The sequence below is a fragment of the Deltaproteobacteria bacterium genome (assembly GCA_035063765.1).
Lineage (GTDB): Bacteria > Myxococcota_A > UBA9160 > UBA9160 > PR03 > CAADGG01.
Window position 1 is genome coordinate 21,302 of sequence record JAPSFT010000027.1, and the last position, 23,279, is coordinate 44,580.

The following is a 23,279-nucleotide window of genomic DNA, read 5'->3' on the forward strand; positions in this document are numbered from 1 at the left end:
ATCCGCCGGCAAATGGAAGATTTTCTTTTGCAAAATCCTTCGGAACGAGGATTCCTGCGGACGGCCAAGGGGTTGGAGAATTGGAACGGAAGCGTTCTGCCGGCTCCTGCGCGCGTGGTTTTCACGACAGGGGCGGCACAGAGCACGCGGCGATCAGGCCCACACCCGGCGCAGGAAGGCGCTGAGCCGCGGCTGGAGCGAGGCCAGCTCGTCCGCACGCCCCTCGGCGACGTAGCGCGAGGCGAGGCCGAGCAGCCCGAGCAGCAGCACCTCGATCACGAGGGGATCGGGCTCGCGGGGGATCACGCCCTCGCGCCACTCGCGGTCGAGCTCGCGCTCGACGCGCACCGAGACCTCACGCACGTAGTGGCGGAGCAGCTTCTGCACGCGACCGCTCGCGCTCTCGCCGAGCTTCTCGAGGTCGAGTGGCGTCCCCGCAAAGGCCGCCAGATACGCGCCGAGCCCCCGCTCCACCCGCGCGACCGGGTCCTGCTCGCAGGCGAACACCCGCTCGAGCTCGACGAGGATGTCGCGGCCGGTCTCGTGGATCAGCGCGAGCAGCAGGTCCTCCTTGGACTGGAAGTGGTCGTAGAAGGATCGCGACGACATGCCGGCGGCACGCACCACGTCGGAGACGCGCACGCTGCCGAAGTCGCTGCGGCGCAGCTCCGCGCGCGCGGCCTCGAGCAGGCGCTGGCGCTGCTGCTCGGGCGGAATCGGGGGCCGCCCGCGGCGACGGGCCGGCTCGGCGGGCGGCTGCTTGCGGCGCGAGGGGTCCACGACGCGAAGTGTTCGGGAGGGCCGCCGGCCGCGCCAACCGCCGGACCCATCCGTCCCGGGCTGGCGACGCGCCCGAGCGAGCGGGACACTCCGGCCTCCCGTCCTCCTGCTCGCGGAGATCCCCTTGCCCACACCCGAATCCGCCGGATCGAAGCCCCGCAAGCCCGCGCTTGCGGGCTGGCTCACCGAGGACCAGGACGCCCCGGCCCTGCTCGGCAGCCACTGCCGCGACTGCGGCGCCTGGTTCTTTCCGAAGGAGAGCTTCGCCTGTCGCAATCCCCGCTGCGGGTCCTCGCGGCTCGAGGAGGCCCCGCTCTCGCGGCGCGGGCGGCTCTGGTCGTTCACCGACAACCGCTATGCGCCGCCGCCGCCCTACCCGGCCGGCGATCCCTTCGAGCCCTACGCGATCGCCGCGGTCGAGCTCGAGCGCGAGAAGATGGTGGTGCTCGGCCAGGTGGTGCGCGGCGTCGGCGCCGACCAGCTCGAGGTCGGCCGGGAGATGGAGCTCGTGGTCGAGCCGCTCTTCGAGGATGCCGAGGCGCAGCACCTCGTCTGGAAGTGGAGGCCCGTGGCATGAGTCGGCACGAAGTCGCGGTCCTGGGCGTCGGGATGCATCCGTGGGGCAAGTGGGGGCGGAACTTCGTCGAGTACGGCGTGCACGCCGCGCGCGCCGCGCTGGCGGACGCCGGCCTCGCCTGGACCGACGTGCAGTTCGTGGCCGGCGGCGACACGATGCGCAACGGCTACCCGGGCTACGTCGCAGGAGCCAGCATCGCGCAGGCGCTCGGCTGGTCCGGCGCGCAGGTCGCGAGCACCTACGGCGCCTGCGCCACCGGCGCGCAGGCGATCGACGTGGCGCGCGCACGCATCCTGGCCGGCCTGTGCGACGTGGCGCTGGTCGTCGGCGCCGACACCACGCCGAAGGGCTTCTTCGCGCCGACCGGGGGCGAGCGCCAGCAGGACCCCGACTGGCTGCGCTTCCGCCTGCTCGGCGCCACGAACCCGGTCTACTTCGGCCTCTACGCGCGCCGGCGGATGGCACTCTACGGCGCGACGCGTGAGGACTTCGCGCGCGTCAAGGTGAAGAACGCCCGCCACGGGCTCGGCAACCCGAATGCGCGCTACCGCAAGGAGGTGACGATCGAGGAGGTGATGGCCTCGCCGGTCGTGTCGGACCCGCTGCGCCTGCTCGACATCTGCGCCACCAGCGACGGCGGCGCCGCGCTCGTGCTCACGAGCCTCGCCTTCGCGCGCCGCCACACGACCCGGCCGGTCACGATCGCCGGCGTCTCGACCGTCACGCCGCGCTATCCCAACACGGTGATCGAGATGCCGAACTTCGCGACCGACTCGGCCGTGGGCGTGGCGGCTCCCGACGTGCCGTTCCGCGACTCGATCGCACGCGGCGCCTACGAGCAGGCGGGCCTCGGCCCCGAGGACCTCGACCTCGCCGAGGTCTACGACCTCTCGACCGCGCTCGAGCTCGACTGGTACGAGAACGTCGGCCTGTGCAAGCCGGGCGGCGCCGAGGCGCTCGTGCGCGACGGTTCGACGGCGCTCGGCGGCCGCATCCCCGTGAACCCGAGCGGCGGCCTCGCGAGCTTCGGCGAGGCGGTGCCGGCGCAGGCGATCGCGCAGGTGTGCGAGCTGGCCTGGCAGGTGCGTGGCCAGGCGCAAGGCCGGCAGGTCGAGGGCGCTCGGGTCGGGCTTGCCGTCAACCAGGGCCTGTTCGGGCACGGCTCGTCGTTGCTGGTGAAGGCGTGAAGCCAGGAGCCTGCGATGGCGCAGCGCGACCTCTCGATCCGCGAGCTCTCCGATCGCCTCGCGATCCAGGACCTGCTGGTCCGCTACACGCGGGCGATCGACACGCGGGACTGGACGCTCCTCGACACCTGCTTCCTGCCCGACGCGAAGGTCGACTACACGGCGACCGGCGGGGTCGCGGGCTCCTACCCCGAGGTGCGCGCGTGGCTCGCGAAGGCGCTCGCGCCCTTTCCGATCACCGTCCACTACGTGACCAACTCGGAGGTCGAGCTCGACGGCGACCGCGCGCGTGCCCGCACGCGGGTCCTGAACCCGATGTTCTTCGCGAACGCGGACGGCTCGCTCCACGACTTCACGGTCGGCGCCACCTACGTCGACGAGCTGGTCTGGACCGATGGCGGCTGGCGCATCGCGAAGCGCTCCGAGGAGGCCGGCTACCTGCAGGGCCAGCTCCCGAAGGCGCTCCGGATTCCGCGCTAGCCGCTCGGACCCCGTGCCCTGCGCGCGACGAGCCGGGATCGCCTACAGGTCCTCGACGGAAACCGGGCCTTCCAGCCAGCCGAGCTCGCTGTCGCGCATGAACTGGACGTTCCAGGGCGTGTCGGATCCCTCCCAGACGCGGAAGTTCGTGATGCACGCCCAGAGGCCGAGAAGGCTCGCCTGCGAGGGCTCGACGTGCACGGCGGCGATCCGCTCGAAGAGGTCGCCCGGCCGATCGGGTACGGATCCGAGCACCCGCATCACCCACTTGTGGTACGGGTAGAGCCGTTCGTTGTGCGCGAGCAACATGCGCGCCGCGAAGAGCAGCGTGCGGGCGACGGCGGCGCCCAGGAGGTAGCGGTCGCCCTGCTTCAGAGCTTCGTGTGCGTACCAGTGCCACGCCTCGAACTGCGCGCGGAAGCGGCGAATGCGCGCAACCTTCTCCTCGACCGGATAGCGCGTGATGGCGGCGAGGCGCTCCCCGAGATCGCCCACCCGCGAGAAGAGCACCCGTGCGTCCTGGAAGGCGAAGCGCGCGGGCTCGCTCCCGCGCTGCGCCACCTGATCGAGGAAGGCCAGCGAGACGTACTTGCCCTCGGCGTAGCCGCCGGACCAGCCGCAGCCCTCGTCGGTCCAGTAGTGCACGCGGCCCTCGCGCTCGCGCGCCGCGTGCTCCGCGTCCGAGACCACGATCAGGAGATCGACGTCGGAGTCGGGCCGCTCGAAGCCGTGGGCGATCGAGCCGCCGAGGAGCAGCGCGTGCACCTCCGGCTCGGCGCGCAGGAGCTCCGTCACGTGTTCGACGGCGGCCTGGTGGTGCGGGTGCATCGCAGGCCGGTACTCCTCGGGGCCCGGGCAGCAGAGGGCGCTCCCGCTATTCGGGCAGCATCTCGCCCGAGCCACCGAACTCCTTCGGGAAGTCCCGGAACTTCGGCAGCCCGTCGCGCATCGCGACGACCTTCTCGCCGTAGTGGACGTGCATGGTCGGATGGAAGGCGACGCCCGGCAGCACGACCGAGGGCACGTCGGTCATGCCGATCGCCGGGTGCAGGACCAGGACGCGCCCGCCACAGCGGGTGCAGTGCTGGCGGTGGCTCGCCTCGGTCTTCTTGAAGGTGCCGAGCTCCCCGCGCAGCAGCTTCACGTTCGCGCTCGGCCACAGGGTGGCGCCGTGCACCGGCGCGCTGAGCCAGGTGCGGCAGGACTCGCAGTGGCAGAACACCATCACGGCAGGGGCGCCACTCGCTTCGATCTCGACGGCCTTGCAGAAGCAGGTTCCGCGATGGGTACCCGGCATCGGTTGCCCTCCTGTCGCACCGACCATACCGCGCTGCGGCCAGGAGGGAAGGCGCGGCGCCCGGGTGGATCGCTGGTGCAGCGTTCGCCTGCATTCGATCGCGGCTACGGGGCCGCTCGCCGCGTTGCGCTTCCTCCCCATGGCGACGGCCGTGGCTCTGCCGTGCGCCCTGCGAGCGGCCCGCAGGCGCGATCTCGGTGCACACCCCGGCGGCAGCGACGGCTCGAGACCTCGCCGGCGGACGTCCGACGCGGGACCCTAGCGCTGCAGCGTCTCCAGGTAGGTCAGGATCGCGAGGATCTCGCCGCGCGTCATCTCGTCGGGCTCGACGCCGGGAGCGATCGGCTGGCCGAGCCAGCGGCCCCAGACCGGCATCTCGCGGGTGCCGTGCGCCTCCGGCACGAAGCGGCCGTCGACGTAGGCGGCGATCTCGTCGCGCGGGAAGGTGCCGCCGCGGCGAGCGGCGATGCGAGTGAGGTTCGTGGGAGGGACCGTGAGCACGCCACGGAAGGGGCCGTCGCCGGTGGCGGAGCGGCCATGACACACGGCGCAGTGTCGGACGTAGAGCGCCTTGCCGGAGGCGGCGAGCGGCGACGCCGGCGGCGGCTGGTCGGCGGCGGCGGTGACCGCGGCGGCGAGCAGCGATACGGCAAGGGCAGCCAGGACCCGGAGCGTCACGGTGGCGAGCTTGCCGCAGCGCGCGGCCCGGCGAAAGCGGCGGCCGTCTCCGCCTGCGAGAACGTCGGCGCGCCGACCACCCGGGGGAGCGGCCCGTAGCGCATCCTGCCCTTGCGGAGGCTCACGAACCCAAGCTCGGGAAGGCTGTAGACCGCGCTCTCGAGGCCCTGGCGGAGCATGGCGCCGCGATCGAAGGGCAGCCGCACGATGCCGAGTGCGGACCAGCCGAGCGCGCCGGCGAGGTTGGCCGCGCCGAGCAGCGGCCGCAGCCACGGGGCGTCGTCGCTGAAGAAGAGGAAGAACCCGTCGTCGCGATCGCGCCGGTACAGGGTGGAGGTGAGCGTGTTGGACTCGCGTAGCCGGACGCGCAGATCGTTCTCGGCGGCGTAGAGCGCCGCGAGCCGGGCGCGCCGGTAGGCCGGCGCCTCCCACTGCGCGGCGACGGGCCAGCTCCCGAGCACCGCGTCGAAGGAGACGAAGGGCACGAAGCGCAGCGCGCCCGGCGGCGCAGCGGGGCCGCCCGCGCGGGCGAGCGTCGCGAAGAGCTCCGTCACGCAGTTGCGCGTCACGAGGTGGTAGGCGAAGGCTTCGCGCAGCGCGGCCCCGTAGGCACGCTCGCGCGCGCGGGCGGTGGCCACGGCGCGACGCAGCGAGGCGCTTCCGACCCGTGGCTCCGCGAGCCCTTCGAGCACGGCCGCCGGGGCCGGGATCCGCTCGCCCTCGTGGAGTCGGAGCGGCCGGCCGCGGGTCAGCGCGGCGTCGAGCTCGAGCCAGGCGTTGCCGGCCTCCTCCAGGGTGTCGTAACCGACCTCGTCGAGCGGCTCGGGCGCCGCGAGCCGCGCGCGAGCCCGCTCGAGCCGCAGCGCCGCGTGCGCGCGCAGCTCCTCGAGGTAGGGATCGCCCGCGCGTGCCACGTGGGCCTCGGCGCCGGCCGGAAGATCGTCGAGCAGGACGAGGCGCCCGGCGGCCAGGCTGCGGCGCACGGCGTCGAGCCGCGCCATCCCGACCAGGAGCGCGAGCCCACCGTCCACGCGCTTCGAAGCCACCAGCTCGACGAGCGAGGTTTCGAGCCGCCGGGCCCAGGCGACGAGGCCGGCCCTCTCGGCCGCATCGAGCACCGGCGCGCCGGCACCCTCGTCGCGCAGCACGCCATCACGCAGCGGCGCGGCGCGCGCGAGCGCGCGCAGCCCCGCGATCCACTGGACCAGGTCGCGCCGGCGCTCCGCGAAGCCGTACTCCCGGGCCGGCAGGCGCTCGGGGTCGACGAGCGGAGGCGGTGCGGGCCCGGGAGCGGGTGCGAGCGCAGCGAGGCGCGTCTCGAGCGCGTGCAGGCGCACGGCCAGGTAGCCCGGGCCGTAGCGCCTCGCGATGCGCTCGCGCAGGGCGCGCGTCGATGCCGACTCGCCCGCGCCTGCCTGCCCGGCGAACAGGCCCGTTCCCTCGATCGGCGGCAGCGCGGCCTCGGCCCTGCCCGCGCGGCGCGCCCGCAGCGCCTCCAGGAGCTCGCGGTCGGCCCGCAGCGCATCCCACACCTCGAAGTGACGATCCCAGGCGAAGAAGCGCGCATCGAAGCCGCGCCGGACGAGATCGAGGTCCGCGGGCTCGAGCTCGACGCGGGCGGCGTGGATCGTGCGGTTGCCGCGCACCGCCGTGCGGTAGCGGAACTCCGCCCAGTCGCTCCGGCGCAGCCGTAGGGTGTCGCCCTCGCCGTGCTGGAAGTCGAAGACCCGCTCGCCCAGACGCAGCGCCACGTGGCCGCCGCTCGACCCGCCGGTATTCGCCTCGACGTACAGGTAGTCGAGCGCGGCGGCACGCGATCGACCCGGGGCGGACAGCGCCAGGACCGCCGCGAGCGCGAGGGCGACCCGCCGCATCGGCATCAACGCGTGCTGTGGGATCCGAAGCCCTGCTCGAGGAGCGCGCGCCGGCGCGCATCCTGCGGCGCGAGCTGGCCGGACCACTCGCTGAAGCGCCGCTCGTCGAGGCCAGCCTGTGCGAAGCCCTTGCCCAGCTCGAGCCAGGTGCCGTCGTCGCGCTCCCAATCGAGCATTCCGTGGCTGCGCGCGAGCGCGCCGAGATCGCGCTCGAGCACTGCTACGTCGGTGCCGTCGCTGGCGAAGCTCGCGGCGTAGCTGCGCACGTCGCGGCGGAAGGCGGCCTGCCGCTCACCGCTCGAACGCGAGGAGCTCTCGGAGGAGTGTGCGATCGAGTCGGAGAGCGCGTTGCTCGAGCGCCCGATGCTGGTCGAGCTGTCGCTCAGGCTCGTGCAGCCCGCCGCGAGCACGAGCGAGCCGGCGACGGCGAGGATCGCGACGGTGGATTGCATGGTTCCCTCCGGGCCGCGGGATGGCGGCGGCGGCCGGAAGCTACCCGAAGCGGCTCAGCCGGCGCGATGGAAGGGCGGGCGCCCGCGCACCTTCGCGAGCAGCGCCGCGTCGAAGGGGGGCAGCTCGAAGCCCTGCGGGAAAGGCGGCCGGGCCTCGCGGCCGAGCGCTACGAGCACGCGTGGATCCTGGTAGTAGGCGGCGAAGCCGAGGAAGGCGAGCGTGGGCAGGCAGGCGGGCGCACGGGCGGCCAGCTCGTCGAGCACGGCACGCCGCTCGGCGGGCGGAAGCGCGCCGAGGGTCGCCGCAGCCCGCGCGCGCAGGCTCGCGGCGAGCGCCGCGAGGCCGGGCGCGATCGCGGGCCGCAGCTCGGGCTTCTCGCGCAGTGCACGCAGCAGCTCGTCCGCCAGCCCGAGCGCGCCCGCCCCGGGGAGCGTGCCGTCGGGGCGCGCCGGCAGGAGCTCGTCGAGCAGGCCCGGGAGGGCCGCCTCGGCCGCGGCGTCGAGCCCGCTTTCGTCCACGGTCATCGCGCAGGTCTCCTCAGTCGAAGAGGTTGCCGAGGTTCTTCTGGATCCGGTCCGCGACGTGGAGCGCGAGGCCCTGGATCGTGCAGGTCGGGTTCACGGCGCCGGCGGTGACGAAGATGCTGCCGTCGATCACGAAGAGATTGCGCACGTCGTGCGCGCGGCCCCACTCGTTCACGACCGAGCGCTCCGGGTCGGTACCCATCCGCGCGGTGCCCATCAGGTGCCAGCCCGCCACCCCGAGCGGCGCCTCGACGAAGGTGCGCCGCGCGCCCGCCGCGCGGAGCACCTCGGAGGCGCGCGCCGCCCCGAAGTCGAGCATGCGGCGGCTGTTCTCGCTGAGCTGGTACTCGATCCGGGGTGCCGGGATCCCGTGCGCGTCGCGGAGCTCGGGATCGAGGGTCACGCGGTTGTGGGGCTCGGGCAGGTCCTCGCAGATCGCGAGGAGGCCGGCCGTGTGGTCGAGCAGCTCCGCCTGCGCGCGGTGGTGGCCTTCGCCCCAGGGCACCAGGCCCTTCCCGAACCCCCAGAGCGCCGTCGACAGCGGACCGAGGCCGCGCATCAGCTCGAAGCTGAAGCCGCGCACGAAGCCGCGCGCGCGGTCGGTCTCGTAGAACTCGTGGCTCCACAGGCCACAGCCGGTGGGGCCGCGCGAGCTGTCGAGGTTCTCGTCGAAGACGCCGAGCACCATCGCGTAGGGATGGAACATGAGATTGCGACCGACCAGCCCGCTGCGGTTCGCGAGCCCGTCCGGGAAGCGCTTCGAGGTCGAGTTCAGGAGGAGCCGCGGCGTGCCGACGCCGTTGCACGCGAGCACCACGATCTCGGCGCGCTGGCGGCGCTCGACGCCGTCGGCGTCGTAGTAGACGACGCCGTCCGCCATGCCGTCCTCGCGCAGGAGGATCTCGCGCACGCGGGCGCGCGTCTGGAGGCGGACGCCGCGGCGGATCGCGGCCGGCCAGTAGGTGAGATCCGTGCTGGCCTTGGCACCCTGCGCGCATCCGGTCAGGCAGGTGCCCAGGTTGAGGCAGGGCGCGCGGCCCTCGTAGGCGCGCGTGGCGATCGCGCTGTCGGAGGGCCACCAGTGCCAGCCGAGCGCGTCGAAGCCGCGGGCGATCGCCTCGCCGGTGCGGCCCAGGGGCACCGGCGGGAGCGGCACCTCCTTGGGCGGATAGGCCGGATCGCCGGCCAGGCCCGCGACGCCCATCATGCGGTCGTTCTCGGCCCAGTAGGGCGCGAGGGTGTCGTAGTCGATCGGCCAGTCGTCGCCGACGCCGTCGAGCGAGCGGGTGCGGAAATCGCTCGGCTTCATGCGCGGGAAGTGGCCGGCGTAGAGGATCGTGCCGCCGCCCACGGCGTTGAAGTTCGAGATCGAGATCGGCGAGGCGGCGTCGTTGACGGGATAGTCCGCGGCGCGCCGGCGGACGTTCGGGGAGAGCGCGAAGTCCCCCTGTCCGCGGATCTCCCAGTCCATGCCCGTGGCCGGGTACGCGGCCGGGTTCATCCAGTCGCCCTGCTCGAGGCACAGGATGTCCATGCGCGTCCCGGCCAGGCTCCACGCGAAGGCCGCGCCGGCCGCGCCGGCGCCGACGATCAGCACGTCGACGGGATCCCCTTCCGCCATCGCTCCTCCTCGGGCGCGCGGATCCTACCGCAGCCCACGCCGGCCGCCGGCGGCGGCCCCGCGCCGAAGTCGGGCGCCGCGCTCGCCGGACCCGCTGAATGGTCGGGAAGCGCGAGGGCAATGGTGATGTCCCTGGTCGATCGTGCGTGGTCCTACGCATTGGAGTGGAGGACGAGGAGGGGACCCGGACACGAGCAGCGAGGGAGAGAGCTTCGCGGTCGTCTCCGGCAACGGGCTCGGCGGGGATCGTCCCGAGGGGCTCGGTTGGCCTCAAGGTGCCGCTCGAGCCACCCGATCGGAGCTTCACGATCGCGCCCTCCGCGCCCTGAGGAGGATCGTCCCGGGAATGCGTCTCCGATTCGTATCGATGGTCATGCTGGCGCTCGGTACCGCAGCTCCATCGGTCTCAGCGGCGAGCTGGCGCGAGGTCGCACCCCTGCCCGAGCCGCGCTGGATGCACGTGGCCGCCTGCGACCTGGAGGGGCGTGTGTATGCCTATGGCGGTTACACGGCACCCGTACCCGGTGGCCGCAAGTACGGGATCGGAGACCGCGCGCTCGACATCTTTGATCCCGAGAAGAACGTGTGGAGCCGCGGGCCTGGGGTGAAGGCCTACCGTGCGCTCCATCGCAATACGCGCCGCGTGCGCCGCGCTGGCGACATCAAGTCCCCCCCGATCCGGGAGTGGATCGATTGGCGGGAATACGACGGCCGGCTGGGCTACGAGAAGCCGTCGGGCGCCGCGGGGCGGGACGGGAAGATCTACTGGTTCGGAGAAGCAGCTCCAGTGTTCTTCGATCCCGAGAGAAAAGTGTGGGACCAAGCGTTCCTGCCCATCTCCGACAACGACACCAAGAGATGGCTTCCGCCAGTGCCGCGAATGATCCGAATGTCGGGTGTGACCGCCACGGCCCCGGACGGCAGGATCTATCTCGTCGGAGGGGTCGGTCATGCGCTCCACCGCGGGGAGCGTGAGCTGGGAGAGACGTGGGAGCTCCTGGCGAGCATGGAGGTCTACGATCCGGCGAAGAATGACTGGCAGGAACGCCGTCCGATGCCGCGGCCGCGGCAGGAGTCTGCGGGCGCTTTCGGTCCGGATGGCAAGCTGTACGTATTCGGTGGGTTCGATCGAGAGTTGGTGGTCCGCAGCGAGGACTTCGAGACGGACGAGGAGTTCGAGGCCGCAGGCCGCGAGATGCTAGAGGCTGCAGACAAGCCTCTGCGGGCTGTCGCCGTCTACGACCCGGCGACGGATACCTGGAGCGAGCGCTCGCCCATGCCCGAAGGCCGCCACGCAATGGGCGCCGCGCTCGGTGCGGACGGAAAGATCTACGTGGTGGGCGGCGCGGTGTCCTACGGCCGGCCGATCGGAAGCCGCACGGTCTACATCTATGACCCGAGGCTCGACCGCTGGAGCGAGGGGCCGCCGCTGCGCCATGGCCGCTTCCACCACGCCGTGGCGGTGGGCCCGGCGGGACGCATCTACGCGGTGGGCGGCATCGTGAACGAGAGCCTGTACCAGCGCCGCGGCACGGCATCGGTCGAGGTGCTCGACACGGCAACCTCGGCGCCGCCTGCGGTACCCGCACCGCCCGATCGCGGATGACCCGCATGCCGAGCCTTCGAGAGGTGGCCGCGACCACCGCCGCAATCTTGATCGGCGTCTCGCTCTCCGGCGTGGCGGCCTCTCCCTCGGCTGGCACCTGGCAGGAGGTCGCGTCGCTCCCCGAACCGCGCTGGATGCACGTTGCGGCCTGCGACCTCGAAGGGCGCGTGTACGCCTTCGGCGGTTACACCGCACCCGTACCCGAGGGGCGCAAGTACGGGGTCGGGGAGCGCGCGCTCGACATCTTCGATCCCAAGGCGAATGCCTGGCGACGTGGGCCAGGTATCACGAGACAGCGCGCCCTCGAGCGGAATCCGATCCGATGGCGGCGCGCTGGGGACAAGGATCTCCCGCCGATCAGCGAGATCCGGTGGCGGGAGTACAAGGTGGGCCTTCGCTACGAGAAGCCGCCGGGCGCCTCGGGGCGCGACGGACGGATCTACTGGTTCGGCGAGGCGGGTCCGGTGTACTTCGACCCAATGCGTGGCGTTTGGGATCAGGGGTTCCTGCCTCGCTCCGACATCGAGACGCGGGCATGGCTACCGCCGGTGCCGCGGGTCGTGCACGCTGGCGGAGTCACCGCGACCGCGCCCGACGGCACGATCTACCTCGCCGGAGGAACGGGCTATCCGCTGAACCGGCACGAACGCGATCCACGGTCGTGGCACCAGTGGGAACTGCTCGCTGTGGTCCAAGTCTACGAGCCGGCGACTGGAGAATGGAAGGAGCGGCGACCGATGCGCCGGGCGCGGCAGGAGTTCGCGGGCGCGTTCGGAACCGACGGCAAGCTGTACGTGTTCGGTGGCTACGGCCACAAGGGGTCGGTGCACCAGGAGGACTACGAGACCGAGGAGGCCTTCCAGGCCGCAGCCCGCGAGATGCGGGCATACGGGAAGGAGGCGTTGCGCTCGGTGGAGGTCTACGACCCGGCGACCGACACCTGGAGCGAGCGCTCGCCGATGCCCGAGGGCCGTCACGCGATGGCCGCCGCGCTCGGTGCGGACGGGAAGATCTACGTGGTGGGCGGCGCGGTGTCGTACTCGGAGCCGGTGGGAAGCCGCTCCGTCTTCGTCTACGACCCGGAGACCGATCGCTGGAGCGAGGGGCCGCCGTTGCGCCACGGGCGTTTCCACCACGCGGTGGCGGTGGATGCTATGGGGCGCATCTACGCGGTGGGCGGGATCGTGAACGAGAGCCGCCACCAGCGCCGCGGTACGGCCTCGGTCGAGGTGCTCGACACCGCGAGCGGGGCGCCCCGGCCCGTTGTCGCACCCCCGGATCGCGGATGAGCGGGCGTCGGGTCCACTCCACAGGCGGGCGACGGCGTGGTGCCGGTCTCGAGCGCGCAGGGGGAGAGCACCCTCGACCGGCGCGTGTGGTGCCCGCGTTGACCCGCCGGCGCACCAGCGCGCAGGTCTTCGATCACTTCCGAGCCGGCACCGACGCGACCGCGCAGGGCGAGGACTGCCCGTGAGCGGTTGGCTACCCGGATCACTGCTTGTGGCTTTCGTTGCGGCTCCTGCGCTTGCTTCGACGTGGACTTCCGTGGCGCCCATGCCTGAACCACGCTGGTTTCATACACCAGGCGTCGGCCTCGATGGGCGGCTCTACGTCTATGGGGGCGAGGTTCGCCCGGACCGTCGATCCAACCAACACGGAGTCGGCATCTTTGCATTGGTGATCTACGACCCTGGATCCGGAGCATGGAGCCGCGGTCCGGAGCTTTCGTCGATTCCTATGCGTGGTTACGAGAGACACGTAGTCGATCGGATCGACAAGAGCGGAGTGATGGAGAGGACGGTCGTCGGCAAGGAAGTCAGCAGCGCGGAGCGAGTACACCACGAAGTACAGGCGGGTCGTGCGGATCCGGCGGGCAAGCCGCGCTGGTACGGCGTGTCGTATTGGATTCCGTTCGATCCGCTCGCTCGGGCCTGGGGCGAGGTCGAAGCCGCAGTCACGGCGCCTGATCTCGAACCGCAAGGCGGGCCGCCCGTGGAGGCACGCTGGATCGCGACGGGGCCCTCGCTCTTCAGATTCACACCTACCACTGCTACGTCGAAGAACCTGGTCTACATCACTGGAGGCCTTGCGAGACCATATCGAGACCGATCTGCTCGACCGATGCCAAGCGCGTCGATGGAGGTAGGGGACGCCGCTACAGACGCGTGGCGCGAGCTCTCGCCCATGCGCACGACTCGCTACCTCCACGCTGCCACGATCGACCGCCGGGGGCGTCTGTTCGCCTCGGTGGACGTCTGAAAAGCGGCCATGGGCGGACGCCCAGGAGAGGTGTTGTTCGAGCGGTCCGTCGTCGCGGGCGGCGGCCTCGTGTACTACGGGCCGATCGCGCACCACCTGGGCCTGCTGGCGTCGACACGCGGACGTGTGGACGACGCCCTTCGCCGCTTCGAGCAGGCGCTGGCTGCGGAGGCTCGGGCCGGAGCCCGCCTCTGGGTGGTTCGGACGGGGGTCGCACAGGCCCATGCGCTGCTCGCCCGCGAGGCGCCGGGCGACCGCGCCCGGGCGGCGCAGGCCCTGGCCAAGGCGCGCGAGCACGCGCTGGGGCGCCCGCTCCCCGAGCTGGAGCGCGAGCTCGACTCGCTCGAAGCGACCCTCTGGGCCGGCTCCAGCAGCTCGACCTCGACGGCATGACCGAGCGCGGCACGCGCGCCCGGGCTGGGATCAGAGCTCGCCGCCCCAGAGCCTCCGCACGAAGGTCGCGACGGGGAGGATCTCGATGCCGTCGTCGGTCGTGCGCGCCCGCGGCTCCCGGCACACGACGATGCGGCGTCCCACGCGCGGGTGGTCCTCGGCCAGGCTCCGCAGCCCCTGGAGGTGGTCACGGGTGATCCGCTCGCTCGACTTCGCCTCGATCGCCACCTGCATGTCGCCGACGATGAAGTCGACCTCGATGCCGCTCGCGAGCCGCCAGTAGGAGAGCTGCCTACCACCCTCGCCGCGGTAGCTCACGAACGCGGAGAGCTCGTGGAAGACCCAGTTCTCGAAGGCCTTGCCGTAGAGCTCGGAGCCGGCGCGCAGCTCGCCGCGCCGTGCCAGCCGGTTCACGACCCCCACATCGACGAAGTAGAACTTCGGCGCCCCGATCACCCGGCGCTTCGGTCGCTTGCGATACGCCGGGAGCCAGCGCCCGAGGAGCGTGTCCTCGAGGATCTCGAAGTGGCTCCTGGTCGTGTGGCTCGAGACCCCGCATTCCCGGGCGATGTTGGAGAAGTTCACGAGCTCGCCGTCGGAGAGGGCGGCGACGTCCAGGAAGTCGGAGAAGGTGGGGAGATTGCGTACCAGCCCTTCGGCGGCCACCTCCTCCTTCAGGTAGTCGGCGATGTAGGCGTCGAGCATCCGCGCGGGCCGGCTCGCCTCGTAGATCCGCGGCAGATAGCCGTGGTTGAGCAGGCGATCGAGATCGAAGTCGCGGCCGAGCTCGCTGGCGGTGAGCCCGTGGAGCTCGTAGCGGATCGCGCGGCCGCCGAGGAGGTTTGCGGCGCCGCGCCGCACCTTGCGCGCGCTCGACCCACAGAGGGCGAAGTGGAGTCCGCGGTTCTCGATCAGCCAGTGCACCTCGTCGAGGAGCGCCGGCAGCTTCTGGATCTCGTCGATCACGATCTGCTCGCGAGGCCCAGGGGGCTCGGCCTCCAGCTCCTGGCGCAGCCGCTCGGGGCGGGCCAGGTAGCGCCGGAACTCCTCGGCCTTCAAGAGCTCGACCCAGCGGCCCTGGCCGTAGCGCTCGCGCAGGAGCGTGCTCTTGCCCGTCTGCCGAGGCCCCCACAGGAAGAAGGTCTCGACCCCGGGCTCCGGGAGGGTGAGAGAGCGCTTGAACATCTACTTCAAATTATCATGATAATTTGAAGTAGTCATCCATGGGGCGCCGACCTCCCGTCAGCGCGCGTCCGCCGCCGCGACGTCGGGCCACGGGTACGCGTCGAGCGCGTAGTCCGCGCACGCGCCCCCGCCCGCGCTCGCGTACTGGTCGCGCGGCAGGTCGTCCGAGAGCGCCATCGCGCGCAGCACCGCGCAGCGGGTGCGGTCGTCGTGCACGCGCGGGTCGGCGAGCAGCTCGGCGACCACGCGCTCGAGCGTCCAGGTCTCGCTGGCCATGCGCACGCCGCCGCCGGCCGGCGTGTCGAGCACGGCGTACTTCGGTGCCTCCGGGCTGGAGGCGTCCCACGGCTGCCACTCGGGCAGTTCGCCGTTGCGGCCGCGGCCGGGCGCGCCGGTCGCCGCGAACTGCGCCCAGTACGACAGCATCGCCGCCGAGAGCGCCTCGCGGCCCTCGCGGTTCCAGCGCGTGAAGAGCCGGCTCGACTCGGGCCCCAGGTCCCAGTGCCCGAACACGAAGGGGATCTCGAAGCCGTGCGATGCGCCGAGCATGGCCGGGCCGTCGTAGAGCCAGGGCAGGCTCGGCTCCTCGTCCCAGTCGAAGCGATAGCCGTAGACCGTCGGGCCCTGGACCGCGCGCATGCGCCGCGCCGGCTCGTCGACCGCCCGCGCCTTCCAGGCGCGCGCCGAGGCGTCGGCCTGGGCGGCGTAGCGCCCCGGATCGCGCGGCTGCGGGAAGAGCCCGAAGCGCCAGCGCGCCAGCTCCGGGTCGAAGGCCATGAACAGCTTGTTCTCGTCGCGGTTGGTGCCGAGGAGGGTCGGCACGTGGTGGTAGCGGCCGGCGGCGAGCAGCGCGAGCGGCTCGGCGTCGGGGATCACGTGACCGTCGCGGAACACGCTCGGGAACCAGAGCATGCCCTCGCTGTGCTCGGTGTAGCCGGCCAGGAGCTGCGCGGGCGTGCGGCTGCGCAGCCAGGCGGCGAGCTCGGCAGCAGGCATTGCCGACAGCTTCGCGCGCGCCTCGGCGCCGTCCGGGGCCGATCCCTCCGAGACCATCATCTGGACGATCGCCTCGTTGGCGCTGTGCGGGTGGCCGGGCGGCGTGTCGTCGTGGAAGCGCTCGGCGTAGCCCGCCACCACGGTGTCCATGCCGGGGCTCTCCAGGATCGCGCGGTGGAAGAGGCCGGCGCCGGAGGGCGCGAGCAGCAGGGCCAGCACGTTGGTGCCGCCCGCCGACTCGCCGAAGATCGTGACGTTGCCCGGGTCGCCGCCGAAGGCCGCGGCGTTGTCGCGCACCCACTCGAGCGCGCGGATCGTGTCGAGCGTGCCGAAGTTGCCCGAGCGGTCCTCGGGGGTCGTCGCGGTGGCGCGCAGCGCCTCGTGGCGCAGCCAGCCGAGCGGCCCGAGCCGGTACTGGGCGGCGACCACCACGACCTGCCCGGTCCGTGCCAGGTTGCCGCCGTCGTAGAAGGCCGTGCCGCCGATCGAATGGCCGCCCCCGTGGAACCACACCATCACCGGCAGGCGCGCGGCGGCGGCCGCGGCCGGCTCCATGGCCGGTGCCCACACGTCGAGCACCAGGCAGTCCTCGTCGCCGGTCACGCCCTCGGACCCGCGCGGCAGGCCCGCGTACACGCTCGCGTACTGGGGGCAGGGCGCGCCGTGCTCGAGCGCGGCCCGCTCGCCGTCCCAGCGCGGGGCCGCCGCGGGCGCCCGCCAGCGCCGCTCGCCGACCGGCGGCGCCGCGAACGGGAGGCCCAGCCAGACGTGGGAGCCGTAGCCGCCCGTGAAGCCGACGACGTCGCCGGCCGGCGGGCTGCGGCGGGTCGCGGGATCGGCGACCGGGAGCGGCTCGGCGGGGCGCCCGCAGGCGAGCCCTGCAGCCGCGAGCGCCAGCCAGGAGAGTCCGAGCACCACGACACGCGGAGACGACATGGCGCGGCTCCTCCGGCCGCCATGGTCGCACGGTCCAGCGCCACGGCCACGCGGGCCAGCAGCCGCCCTGCCCCGCCGGCGATTCGTCGCGCGGCCGCCGGCCGGAGGGCTACGGGGGGTCCATGACCCCCGGCGCGAAGGGATCGCAGGCGGGCCTCGCCTCAGGCCTCCGGCGTGAAGCGCACGCGCATCCGGGTGCACGAGCGGACCAGCGCCGCGGGCACGATCACGGCGCCTTCGGCGTCGGCGAACTCCATGTCCGGAAGCCGGCGCAGGAGCTCCTCGAAGGCCACCCGCATCTCCATGCGTGCCAGGTTCGCACCCAGGCAGAAGTGGGGGCCGAGCCCGAAGCCGAGGTGCACCGGATTGCGCTCGACCCGGAAGGTGTCGGGGTCGTCGAAGGCGTCGGCGTCGCGGTTCGCGGAGGGGTAGAGCATGAGCACGCGCTCACCCTTGCGCAGGCGCTGGCCGCGCAGCCCGGTGTCCTCGGTGACGGTGCGCGAGAAGGTCTGGACCGGCGACACCATCCGCACCATCTCCTCGCAGGCGGAGGGGATCAGCCCGGGGTCCTCGATCAGCTTCTTCCGCTCGTCGGGATGTTCGATCAGGAGCTGCATGCCGCCCGAGATCGCGTTGCGGGTGGTCTCGTTGCCGGCCACGAGCAGGATCACGAGCAGCATGATCAGCTCGTCGTTGGCGAGCTGGACCTGGTCCTCGCCGAGCCCCGTGCGGTCCTGCTGCTGGTCGAAGGTCGTGAGCACGCCGGCGTCCTTGGCGCCGACCAGGATGCTGACCAGGTCGTCCTGCGGGTGCTTGCGGCGGTCCTCGATGATCCCCCGCACGTAGGCCGAGTAGGCCAGGAAGGCCTGGCCGGCGGCCGCCATGATCGCCGGGTCGCCCTGGTTGCCGTCGCCGCGGATCATCGCGTCGGACCACTCGTGGAACTTCTTCCGGTCCTGCTTCCGGATCCCGATCATCTCGGCGATCAGCGAGAGCGGCAGCGGCACCGCCACCTCCTCGACGAAGTCGGCCTCACCGCGGGCGGCGATCGCGTCGATCGCCTCGGTCGTGATCTCGCGGAAGGCCACCTCGAGCTTCTTCACCATGCGCGGCGAGAAGCCCTTGTTGATCAGGTTGCGCAGCCGGCCATGGCGCGGCTCGGCCTCGTCGATGAGCCCGATCTTCGGCCCGTCGATCCCGCGCACGCCCTGGCCCGAGGTGAAGAGCTCCTGGTGCTTCGAGACGTAGGCGACGTCCTCGAACTTGGAGACCACCCAGCAGCCGTCCTTGCGGGACCAGTGCACGGGCGCGTGCTCGCGCAGCCAGCGCATGCGCGCGTGGATGTGGCGGTCCCAGGTGGCGGGCTCGAGGAAGGCGACGTCGGCGTCCATCGGAAACTCCTCAGCGGGGTTCGGTCGAGGTGTCGGTTGCGGAATCGAGGGCCGGGGTGAGCGCCTCGCTGAGCTGCCGGAGCAGCTCGGTCTGACGGGCCAGCATCGGCGCGGCGAGGAGGTCGATGCCGGTGAGCTCGCGGTAGAGCGGCGCGCTCGCGAAGAAGCCGACCACGACGTGGTACATGGCGAGCACCAGCAGCGCCGCCTGCTCGGGCTCCGGCCGCGAGCCCGCGCCCCGTTCCTCCACGAGCGCCTGCGCCCGGGTGAAGGTGGGCGCCATCCATTTGCGGAGCATCGGTGTCAGGCGCTCGCCGCCCGCGAGCGTCTCGTGCAGCACCAGGCGCGGCAGGTTCGGGCGCTCCGCCAGGAGCTGCATCACGGACGCGATCACCCGCCGCGGGTCGTTGCGCTCGGCCTCCGGCGCCCGGGCCAGCGCGGTCAGCAGCTCGACGACCGGGCCGATCCCACGCGCCAGGACGGCGGCGTAGAGCGCGTCCTTGCTCGGGAAGTGGTTGTAGAGGCTCGGGATGCGCAGCCCGACCCGGAGCGCCACGTCGCGCAGGCTCGTCCCGCGGTAGCCGCGCTCGGCGAAGAGCTCCTCGGCGGCGTCGAGGATCCGCGCGGCGGTCTCCTCCCCCCGGCGGGCCGGGCGGACGAGGGGGAAGGCGGTGTCGGGATGCGGACTCAAAGGGCGCTCCAGGGAAACTAACGATCGTTAGTTTTCCAGCGGGTCAGCTCCCGGTCAAGGGGAGGAGTCCGAAAGGCCTGCTTCGGGTGTGATCCAGATCTCAGGATCGGTGGCCATCCGGCCGAGACGGGATCGGACCGCGGGGCGACTCATCCGGTAGGAGAGTCCCCGATGGCCCCCTGCTCCACCCGCCTCGCCCTGCCCGTCCTGGCGGCCGCCCTCGCGCTGCTTCCGGCCTTCGCCGCGGCGGACCCCGCGCTGCTCGCGATGCGCGTCCAGGTCCCGGCCGACGCCGCGATCGCCGAGATGAACGCGCGCGCCGGCGAGACCTCCGATCTGTGCGGACCCGGCGAGCGGCTGCGCCGCGACGGCGGCCGCTGGGTGTGCGAGACGGAAGCCGTCCGGCTCGCTGCCTCCGGCGGCGAGACCTACCAGACCTTCGAGATGGGCCGCGCGACCCCTGGCGCGGCGAGCCGCTTCGCGGCCACCTGCCTCGGCCGCGAGGACCGGGTGCTCGGAGGGAGCTGCGTGCGCCGCGCCGGCGGCGGCTACGTGTCGTTCGCAGGCCGGGTGACCAGTGCCAGCGGCAGCGACGCCGTCGAGTGTGCCCTCGACGGCGCGGACGCCAGCCCGGCGGTCGGCATCGCGATCTGCCTCGACGTTCCGCCGCGGCGCTGAGCTCCCGATCGCCCTCAGCTCGCTCCGGCCGAGAAGGTGTCGCAGGCCTCCATGTCCCCGGTCTCGAGTCCGCGCCGGAACCAGGTGACGCGCTGTGCCGAGCTGCCGTGGGTGAACGACTCGGGGACCACCGTGCCCTGGGTCTGGCGCTGGATGCGGTCGTCGCCGATCGCGGCCGCGGCGTTCAGGCCTTCCTCGACGTCGCCCTGCTCGAGGATCTGGCGCGTGCGATCGGCGTGATGGGCCCAGACGCCGGCCAGGCAGTCGGCCTGCAGCTCGAGCCGGACCGAGAGCTGGTTGCCCATCTCCGGCGACACCCGCTCGCGTTGCTTCTGCACCTGCTGGGAGATCCCGAGCAGGGTCTGGACGTGGTGCCCCACCTCGTGGGCGATCACGTAGGCCTGGGCGAAGTCGCCGGGCGCGCGGAAGCGCTGCCGGAGGTCGCGGTAGAAGCCGAGGTCGATGTAGACCTTCTGGTCGAGCGGGCAGTAGAAGGGGCCCATCGCCGCCTGCGCCATCCCGCAGGCCGAGCGCACGACGTCGGTGAAGAGCACGAGACGCGGCGGCTGGTACGCCTGGCCCGACGCCGCGAAGATCTCGCCCCAGGTGTCCTCGGTGTCGGCCAGCACGACCGAGACGAACTCGGCCTGCTCGTCACCGGCTCCGCCCGCCTGGGGCGCCGGCGCCCCGCCCGCGTAGCCGCCCGGATCCACCTGCGTGAGGTCACCACCGCCGCCGCCGCCGGCCAGCATCCCGAGCAGCGCCATCGGATCCGCGCCGAGCAGCCACAGGACGAGCAGCAGCAGGATCATCCCGCCGCCCCCGATCCGGAGCCCGCCGCCGCCCAACGGCATCCCCGCGCCGCGCCGGTCCTCGACGTTCTGGCTGCGCCGTCCCTCACGCCACCGCATCGCACGCCCTCCGCGGCCTGCCCCCCTGGCCGGCCCCCGGGCAGCTTAGCCAGCGCCGTGCGCGGAGGTACCGCGCCGTGGCGCGGGCTCAGGGCGCGAGCACGCCGGCGTGGACGAGGAGGATGCGCCGCAGCTCCTGGATGCCGGGCGCGCTCATCTGCACGGAGTGGCCCGAGTCCACGATCCGCTCGGACTCGACCCCGCCGACGTGCGCGCTCTCGAAGCGCACGACGCCGTCCCCCCGGCCCTCGGGCGGCGGCCCGCCGCGCACCGCGATGATCGAGTTCGCGACCACGCCGGGTGCGATCGGCAGCTCCGCGAGCGCGCGCAGGAAGGGGTTGTTCGAGGCCATGTTGTCGAGGCTCGTCGGCATCCGGTCGAGGCTGCGCAGGAGGAACGCGTCGCTGCCCGAGGTGGCCAGGTCGAGCATCGTGCTCGCGATCGTGGTGGGGGCCTTCACGAGCCGCGAGATCCAGCTCACGACCCGGAAGTCGGAGAGGTAGCTGCCCCGGTGCGGCGTGGACAGGAAGACCACGCGCGTGACGAAGGGCAGCGGCTCGAAGAAGAGCGAGCGGCGCAGCAGCGCGGCGGACGCGGGCGCGAGGTCGAGCTCGTCGAGCGGCCGGCGCGAGACGCCGCGCCAGAACGCGTCGCCGCTCGCGACGACCGTGAGCTTCGTGAGGAGCCCGCCCTGGCTGTGCCCGGCCACGACCATCCGCTGCAGCGCCGGGTCCCGGCCCTCCGGGTCGAGCTCGGCGACGACGCGCCGCAGCGTCTCGGCCAGGATCCCGCCCGAGTACCCGATCGGGTTGCCGGTGTTGTAGAGGAACAGCCAGAACTGGTAGCGGCGTCCGATCTCGGGGTCGTTGTCGAGCTCGTTGATCATCTCGGCCCAGGTGGCCGGGCTCGAGAAGGTGCCGTGGACGAGCACCAGCGGGATCCGCCCCGGCTCGTAGGGGCGCAGCATCACGAGCCGCTCGCGCTGGCCGCCGGGCAGGTAGTCGCCGAGCCGGAAGCCGGCGAAGCCGAAGTCCCAGATCGGGGCCCCCTCGAGCATGTAGGCGAGCGACGAGCTGCGCTCGAGCTCGAGCGGGACGGCCTGGCCGCCGACGGCGAGCTCGGGCCGCTCCTCCTCGGAGAAGGTCTCGAGCCGCCCCACCACGTGCCCGCGCGCGATCTGCGCGCGCACGTCGTCGATGCGCAGGAACGCGGTCACCGGCACGCGCAGGCGCTCGGGGACGTAGCGGGCGCCGGGGGGGAGCGCAGCGCCCGCGGGCCGCGCGAGGCCCGCGGCCAGCGGCGCGCCGAGCCCGGCCCGGCGGTAGCGGTTGCGCAGCCCGCGCACCCGGAGGTCCGCCGCCGGCACCGCGCGCTCGAGCTGCCAGCCGAGCCAGTCCGTCGCGTCGGGCTCGGCGACGACGTCGAGCCCGCCGAAGGGCAGCGCGTGGCGGCTGCTCGCGATCGCGAAGTGCTCGCGCCGCTCGTCGGCGAGGCCGAGCGTGAGCCCGCGGTTGTAGAGCTGGCGCGCGACCTGGATGCGCGGATCGAAGGCCTGGAGCGGGGGCCTGCCGTCCTCGAACAGGAAGGCGTAGGCGTAGACGGCAGCCGCGAGCGCGTGGTCGCGGCGGCCCCTGCGTTCGGCCTGGAGGAACGACAGCTCGGCGAGCGCGTACAGGCGGTCGCGATCGCCCTCCGCCGCCAGGCCCGCGTGGAGCTGCGCGATCGTCGCGTCCGGCTCGCGGGCGAAGGCCTCGAGCAGGTCGAGGCGGGTCAGGAGCTCGCGGGTCGGCGCGCTCGGCTGGTCGCCGCCGAGCGCGCTGCGCACGAGCTCGCGGTGCACCTCGCGCGGGCTCGCGCGCTCGACACCGACGGGAGTCGCGCAGGCGGCCAGCCCGAGCGCGAGCGCGGCGATCGGGAGCAGCCGGCTCATCGGGCGGAGCCTCCATCGGCTTCGAGCTGCGCGAGGAGCGCGCGGGCCTCGGGATCGTCGGGCGCGGCGCCGACCAGCGCGCGCGCGTAGCGGATCGCCTCCTCCCGCCGGCCGGCCTGGAGCGACAGGCTCGCCAGCGCCGCGAGCAGCTCGCGATCGCCGGGGCGGCGCTGGTGGGCAGCGGAGAGCACCTCGAGCGCCCGCTCGCCCTGCCCCGCGTCGTGGAGCGCGACCCCGAGCACGTAGGCGAAGTGCGCCTGCGCGGGCGCCAGCGCGACCGCCCGCTCGAGCTCGCCGAGCGCCTCCTCGCGCCGGCCCGTGCGCACGAGCGCCAGGCCGAGCGCGTGGTGGAGCTCGGCGGAATCGGGCGCGCTCGCGAGCGCGCGGCGCAGGAGCGCCTCGGCGGCCGCCTCGTTGCCCTCGGCGCGTTCGAGGTCGGCGAGGTTCGCGGCGGCCGGCACGAAGTCGGGCGCGAGCCGTAGGGCGGTCTCGTACTCGCGCCGCGCCGCCGCGGGCTCGCCGAGCGCGAGGTCGAGGAGCGCCAGGTTCAGGTGGGCCTCGGGCCGGTCGGCCTGGACCTCCTGCGCGGCGCGGTACTCGGCGAGCGCGCCCGCGAGCGCCGCGCGCTCGGCCGGACGCCAGAGCGGGGCCGGCACGTCCGCGAGGGCGCGCCCCGCCTCGCTCCGCACCGCGAGCCGCGGATCGCGCAGGAGCGGCTGCAGGGCGCCGAGCCGCTCGGCCGGCGCCGCGCGCGCCGCGGCCTCGAGCGCGCCGAGCCGCACGAGCGGGTCGGGGTCGGCAGCGGCGCGGCGGAGCGCCGCGGCGCCCGGGC

Annotated in this window: 22 protein-coding genes; 7 read left to right on the plus strand and 15 right to left on the minus strand. The window is 73.1% G+C overall.

Going from position 1 to position 23,279, the window contains the following annotated elements; genetic code table 11:
• Positions 1 to 153: 153 nt before the first annotated feature.
• Positions 154 to 780: a helix-turn-helix domain containing protein gene (locus OZ948_17100; protein MEB2346444.1), complete on the minus strand. Its 627-nt coding sequence runs from the start codon at positions 778 to 780 to the stop codon at positions 154 to 156.
• 124 nt (positions 781 to 904) lie between these two features.
• Here OZ948_17100 and OZ948_17105 point away from each other — a divergent pair, with 124 nt between their 5' ends.
• From OZ948_17105 to OZ948_17115, 3 genes are read left to right on the plus strand one after another with little or no spacing between them, the layout of a single operon-like run.
• Positions 905 to 1,357 carry an OB-fold domain-containing protein gene (locus OZ948_17105; protein ID MEB2346445.1) on the plus strand — a complete coding sequence of 151 codons (453 nt, stop codon included), beginning with the start codon at positions 905 to 907 and terminating at the stop codon, positions 1,355 to 1,357.
• Entirely contained in the window at positions 1,354 to 2,544 is a 1,191-nt protein-coding gene (locus tag OZ948_17110; protein MEB2346446.1) for a lipid-transfer protein, read from the plus strand. Before OZ948_17105 ends, OZ948_17110 begins: the two co-directional genes overlap by 4 nt.
• A 15-nt stretch (positions 2,545 to 2,559) precedes the next feature.
• Complete coding sequence (locus tag OZ948_17115) at positions 2,560 to 3,024, plus strand: nuclear transport factor 2 family protein (GenBank protein MEB2346447.1); 465 nt, start codon at positions 2,560 to 2,562, stop codon at positions 3,022 to 3,024.
• Between the two features lie 42 nt (positions 3,025 to 3,066).
• Here the strand turns inward: OZ948_17115 and OZ948_17120 are convergent, their stop codons facing one another.
• The 7 genes from OZ948_17120 to OZ948_17150 all read right to left on the minus strand — a co-directional run bounded on the left by OZ948_17120 (position 3,067) and on the right by OZ948_17150 (position 9,471).
• Positions 3,067 to 3,852 carry a nucleotidyltransferase domain-containing protein gene (locus tag OZ948_17120; protein ID MEB2346448.1) on the minus strand — a complete coding sequence of 262 codons (786 nt, stop codon included), beginning with the start codon at positions 3,850 to 3,852 and terminating at the stop codon, positions 3,067 to 3,069.
• 46 nt (positions 3,853 to 3,898) lie between these two features.
• Positions 3,899 to 4,321, minus strand: a complete 423-nt coding sequence (locus OZ948_17125; GenBank protein MEB2346449.1) for a GFA family protein — start codon at positions 4,319 to 4,321, stop codon at positions 3,899 to 3,901.
• Positions 4,322 to 4,579: 258 nt separating this feature from the next.
• Positions 4,580 to 4,999, minus strand: coding sequence for a cytochrome c (locus tag OZ948_17130; protein MEB2346450.1), 420 nt, complete (start codon positions 4,997 to 4,999; stop codon positions 4,580 to 4,582).
• Positions 4,996 to 6,879 carry a hypothetical protein gene (locus OZ948_17135; protein MEB2346451.1) on the minus strand — a complete coding sequence of 628 codons (1,884 nt, stop codon included), beginning with the start codon at positions 6,877 to 6,879 and terminating at the stop codon, positions 4,996 to 4,998. The genes OZ948_17130 and OZ948_17135 overlap by 4 nt, the downstream gene beginning before the upstream one ends.
• Complete coding sequence (locus OZ948_17140; GenBank protein ID MEB2346452.1) at positions 6,879 to 7,325, minus strand: putative lipoprotein; 447 nt, start codon at positions 7,323 to 7,325, stop codon at positions 6,879 to 6,881. The genes OZ948_17135 and OZ948_17140 overlap by 1 nt, the downstream gene beginning before the upstream one ends.
• Before the next feature lie 54 nt (positions 7,326 to 7,379).
• Complete coding sequence (locus OZ948_17145) at positions 7,380 to 7,850, minus strand: gluconate 2-dehydrogenase subunit 3 family protein (protein MEB2346453.1); 471 nt, start codon at positions 7,848 to 7,850, stop codon at positions 7,380 to 7,382.
• A 13-nt stretch (positions 7,851 to 7,863) separates the two neighbouring features.
• A complete protein-coding gene (locus OZ948_17150; GenBank protein MEB2346454.1) occupies positions 7,864 to 9,471 on the minus strand; it encodes a GMC family oxidoreductase in 1,608 nt (535 codons plus the stop codon).
• 346 nt (positions 9,472 to 9,817) lie between these two features.
• Here OZ948_17150 and OZ948_17155 point away from each other — a divergent pair, with 346 nt between their 5' ends.
• The 3 genes from OZ948_17155 to OZ948_17165 all read left to right on the plus strand — a co-directional run bounded on the left by OZ948_17155 (position 9,818) and on the right by OZ948_17165 (position 13,729).
• Positions 9,818 to 11,077: a hypothetical protein gene (locus tag OZ948_17155; GenBank protein ID MEB2346455.1), complete on the plus strand. Its 1,260-nt coding sequence runs from the start codon at positions 9,818 to 9,820 to the stop codon at positions 11,075 to 11,077.
• 5 nt (positions 11,078 to 11,082) lie between these two features.
• Complete coding sequence (locus tag OZ948_17160) at positions 11,083 to 12,366, plus strand: hypothetical protein (GenBank protein ID MEB2346456.1); 1,284 nt, start codon at positions 11,083 to 11,085, stop codon at positions 12,364 to 12,366.
• Between the two features lie 1,003 nt (positions 12,367 to 13,369).
• Positions 13,370 to 13,729, plus strand: coding sequence for a hypothetical protein (locus tag OZ948_17165; GenBank protein MEB2346457.1), 360 nt, complete (start codon positions 13,370 to 13,372; stop codon positions 13,727 to 13,729).
• A gap of 30 nt (positions 13,730 to 13,759) precedes the next feature.
• Here the strand turns inward: OZ948_17165 and OZ948_17170 are convergent, their stop codons facing one another.
• The 4 genes from OZ948_17170 to OZ948_17185 all read right to left on the minus strand — a co-directional run bounded on the left by OZ948_17170 (position 13,760) and on the right by OZ948_17185 (position 18,928).
• A complete protein-coding gene (locus OZ948_17170) occupies positions 13,760 to 14,914 on the minus strand; it encodes a DUF4143 domain-containing protein (GenBank protein MEB2346458.1) in 1,155 nt (384 codons plus the stop codon).
• A 57-nt stretch (positions 14,915 to 14,971) separates the two neighbouring features.
• Entirely contained in the window at positions 14,972 to 16,846 is a 1,875-nt protein-coding gene (locus OZ948_17175) for a carboxylesterase family protein (GenBank protein MEB2346459.1), read from the minus strand.
• Between the two features lie 161 nt (positions 16,847 to 17,007).
• The gene (locus OZ948_17180; GenBank protein MEB2346460.1) at positions 17,008 to 18,237 is read right to left on the minus strand and encodes a cytochrome P450; all 1,230 of its coding nucleotides are present in this window, start codon (positions 18,235 to 18,237) and stop codon (positions 17,008 to 17,010) included.
• 10 nt (positions 18,238 to 18,247) lie between these two features.
• Positions 18,248 to 18,928 carry a TetR/AcrR family transcriptional regulator gene (locus OZ948_17185; protein MEB2346461.1) on the minus strand — a complete coding sequence of 227 codons (681 nt, stop codon included), beginning with the start codon at positions 18,926 to 18,928 and terminating at the stop codon, positions 18,248 to 18,250.
• A gap of 171 nt (positions 18,929 to 19,099) precedes the next feature.
• Between OZ948_17185 and OZ948_17190 the strand changes: the two genes are divergently transcribed.
• On the plus strand, positions 19,100 to 19,606 hold the full coding sequence (locus tag OZ948_17190; GenBank protein ID MEB2346462.1) for a hypothetical protein: 507 nt from the start codon (positions 19,100 to 19,102) through the stop codon (positions 19,604 to 19,606).
• Between the two features lie 14 nt (positions 19,607 to 19,620).
• Here the strand turns inward: OZ948_17190 and OZ948_17195 are convergent, their stop codons facing one another.
• The 3 genes from OZ948_17195 to OZ948_17205 form a co-directional block, all read right to left on the minus strand.
• The gene (locus tag OZ948_17195) at positions 19,621 to 20,517 is read right to left on the minus strand and encodes a zinc metallopeptidase (GenBank protein MEB2346463.1); all 897 of its coding nucleotides are present in this window, start codon (positions 20,515 to 20,517) and stop codon (positions 19,621 to 19,623) included.
• A gap of 88 nt (positions 20,518 to 20,605) precedes the next feature.
• Positions 20,606 to 22,447 (minus strand): hypothetical protein, encoded by a 1,842-nt coding sequence (locus OZ948_17200; GenBank protein ID MEB2346464.1) that lies wholly within the window; start codon positions 22,445 to 22,447, stop codon positions 20,606 to 20,608.
• Positions 22,444 to 23,279, minus strand: an 836-nt coding sequence (locus OZ948_17205; GenBank protein ID MEB2346465.1) for a tetratricopeptide repeat protein, incomplete at its 5' end; no start/stop codon positions are given. The genes OZ948_17200 and OZ948_17205, both read right to left, overlap by 4 nt.

What these genes read in the sequence shown, in the direction of transcription:
- OZ948_17120 (MEB2346448.1), bottom strand. Translation starts at nt 3,852, where the DNA reads ATGCACCCGCACCACCAGGCCGCCGTCGAACACGTGACGGAGCTCCTG.
- OZ948_17170 (MEB2346458.1), bottom strand. Translation starts at nt 14,914, where the DNA reads ATGTTCAAGCGCTCTCTCACCCTCCCGGAGCCCGGGGTCGAGACCTTC.
- OZ948_17110 (MEB2346446.1), top strand. Translation starts at nt 1,354, where the DNA reads ATGAGTCGGCACGAAGTCGCGGTCCTGGGCGTCGGGATGCATCCGTGG.
- OZ948_17135 (MEB2346451.1), bottom strand. Translation starts at nt 6,879, where the DNA reads ATGCCGATGCGGCGGGTCGCCCTCGCGCTCGCGGCGGTCCTGGCGCTG.
- OZ948_17125 (MEB2346449.1), bottom strand. Translation starts at nt 4,321, where the DNA reads ATGCCGGGTACCCATCGCGGAACCTGCTTCTGCAAGGCCGTCGAGATC.
- OZ948_17190 (MEB2346462.1), top strand. Translation starts at nt 19,100, where the DNA reads ATGGCCCCCTGCTCCACCCGCCTCGCCCTGCCCGTCCTGGCGGCCGCC.
- OZ948_17150 (MEB2346454.1), bottom strand. Translation starts at nt 9,471, where the DNA reads ATGGCGGAAGGGGATCCCGTCGACGTGCTGATCGTCGGCGCCGGCGCG.
- OZ948_17195 (MEB2346463.1), bottom strand. Translation starts at nt 20,517, where the DNA reads ATGCGGTGGCGTGAGGGACGGCGCAGCCAGAACGTCGAGGACCGGCGC.
- OZ948_17145 (MEB2346453.1), bottom strand. Translation starts at nt 7,850, where the DNA reads ATGACCGTGGACGAAAGCGGGCTCGACGCCGCGGCCGAGGCGGCCCTC.
- OZ948_17140 (MEB2346452.1), bottom strand. Translation starts at nt 7,325, where the DNA reads ATGCAATCCACCGTCGCGATCCTCGCCGTCGCCGGCTCGCTCGTGCTC.
- OZ948_17200 (MEB2346464.1), bottom strand. Translation starts at nt 22,447, where the DNA reads ATGAGCCGGCTGCTCCCGATCGCCGCGCTCGCGCTCGGGCTGGCCGCC.
- OZ948_17155 (MEB2346455.1), top strand. Translation starts at nt 9,818, where the DNA reads ATGCGTCTCCGATTCGTATCGATGGTCATGCTGGCGCTCGGTACCGCA.
- OZ948_17180 (MEB2346460.1), bottom strand. Translation starts at nt 18,237, where the DNA reads ATGGACGCCGACGTCGCCTTCCTCGAGCCCGCCACCTGGGACCGCCAC.
- OZ948_17115 (MEB2346447.1), top strand. Translation starts at nt 2,560, where the DNA reads ATGGCGCAGCGCGACCTCTCGATCCGCGAGCTCTCCGATCGCCTCGCG.
- OZ948_17160 (MEB2346456.1), top strand. Translation starts at nt 11,083, where the DNA reads ATGCCGAGCCTTCGAGAGGTGGCCGCGACCACCGCCGCAATCTTGATC.
- OZ948_17175 (MEB2346459.1), bottom strand. Translation starts at nt 16,846, where the DNA reads ATGTCGTCTCCGCGTGTCGTGGTGCTCGGACTCTCCTGGCTGGCGCTC.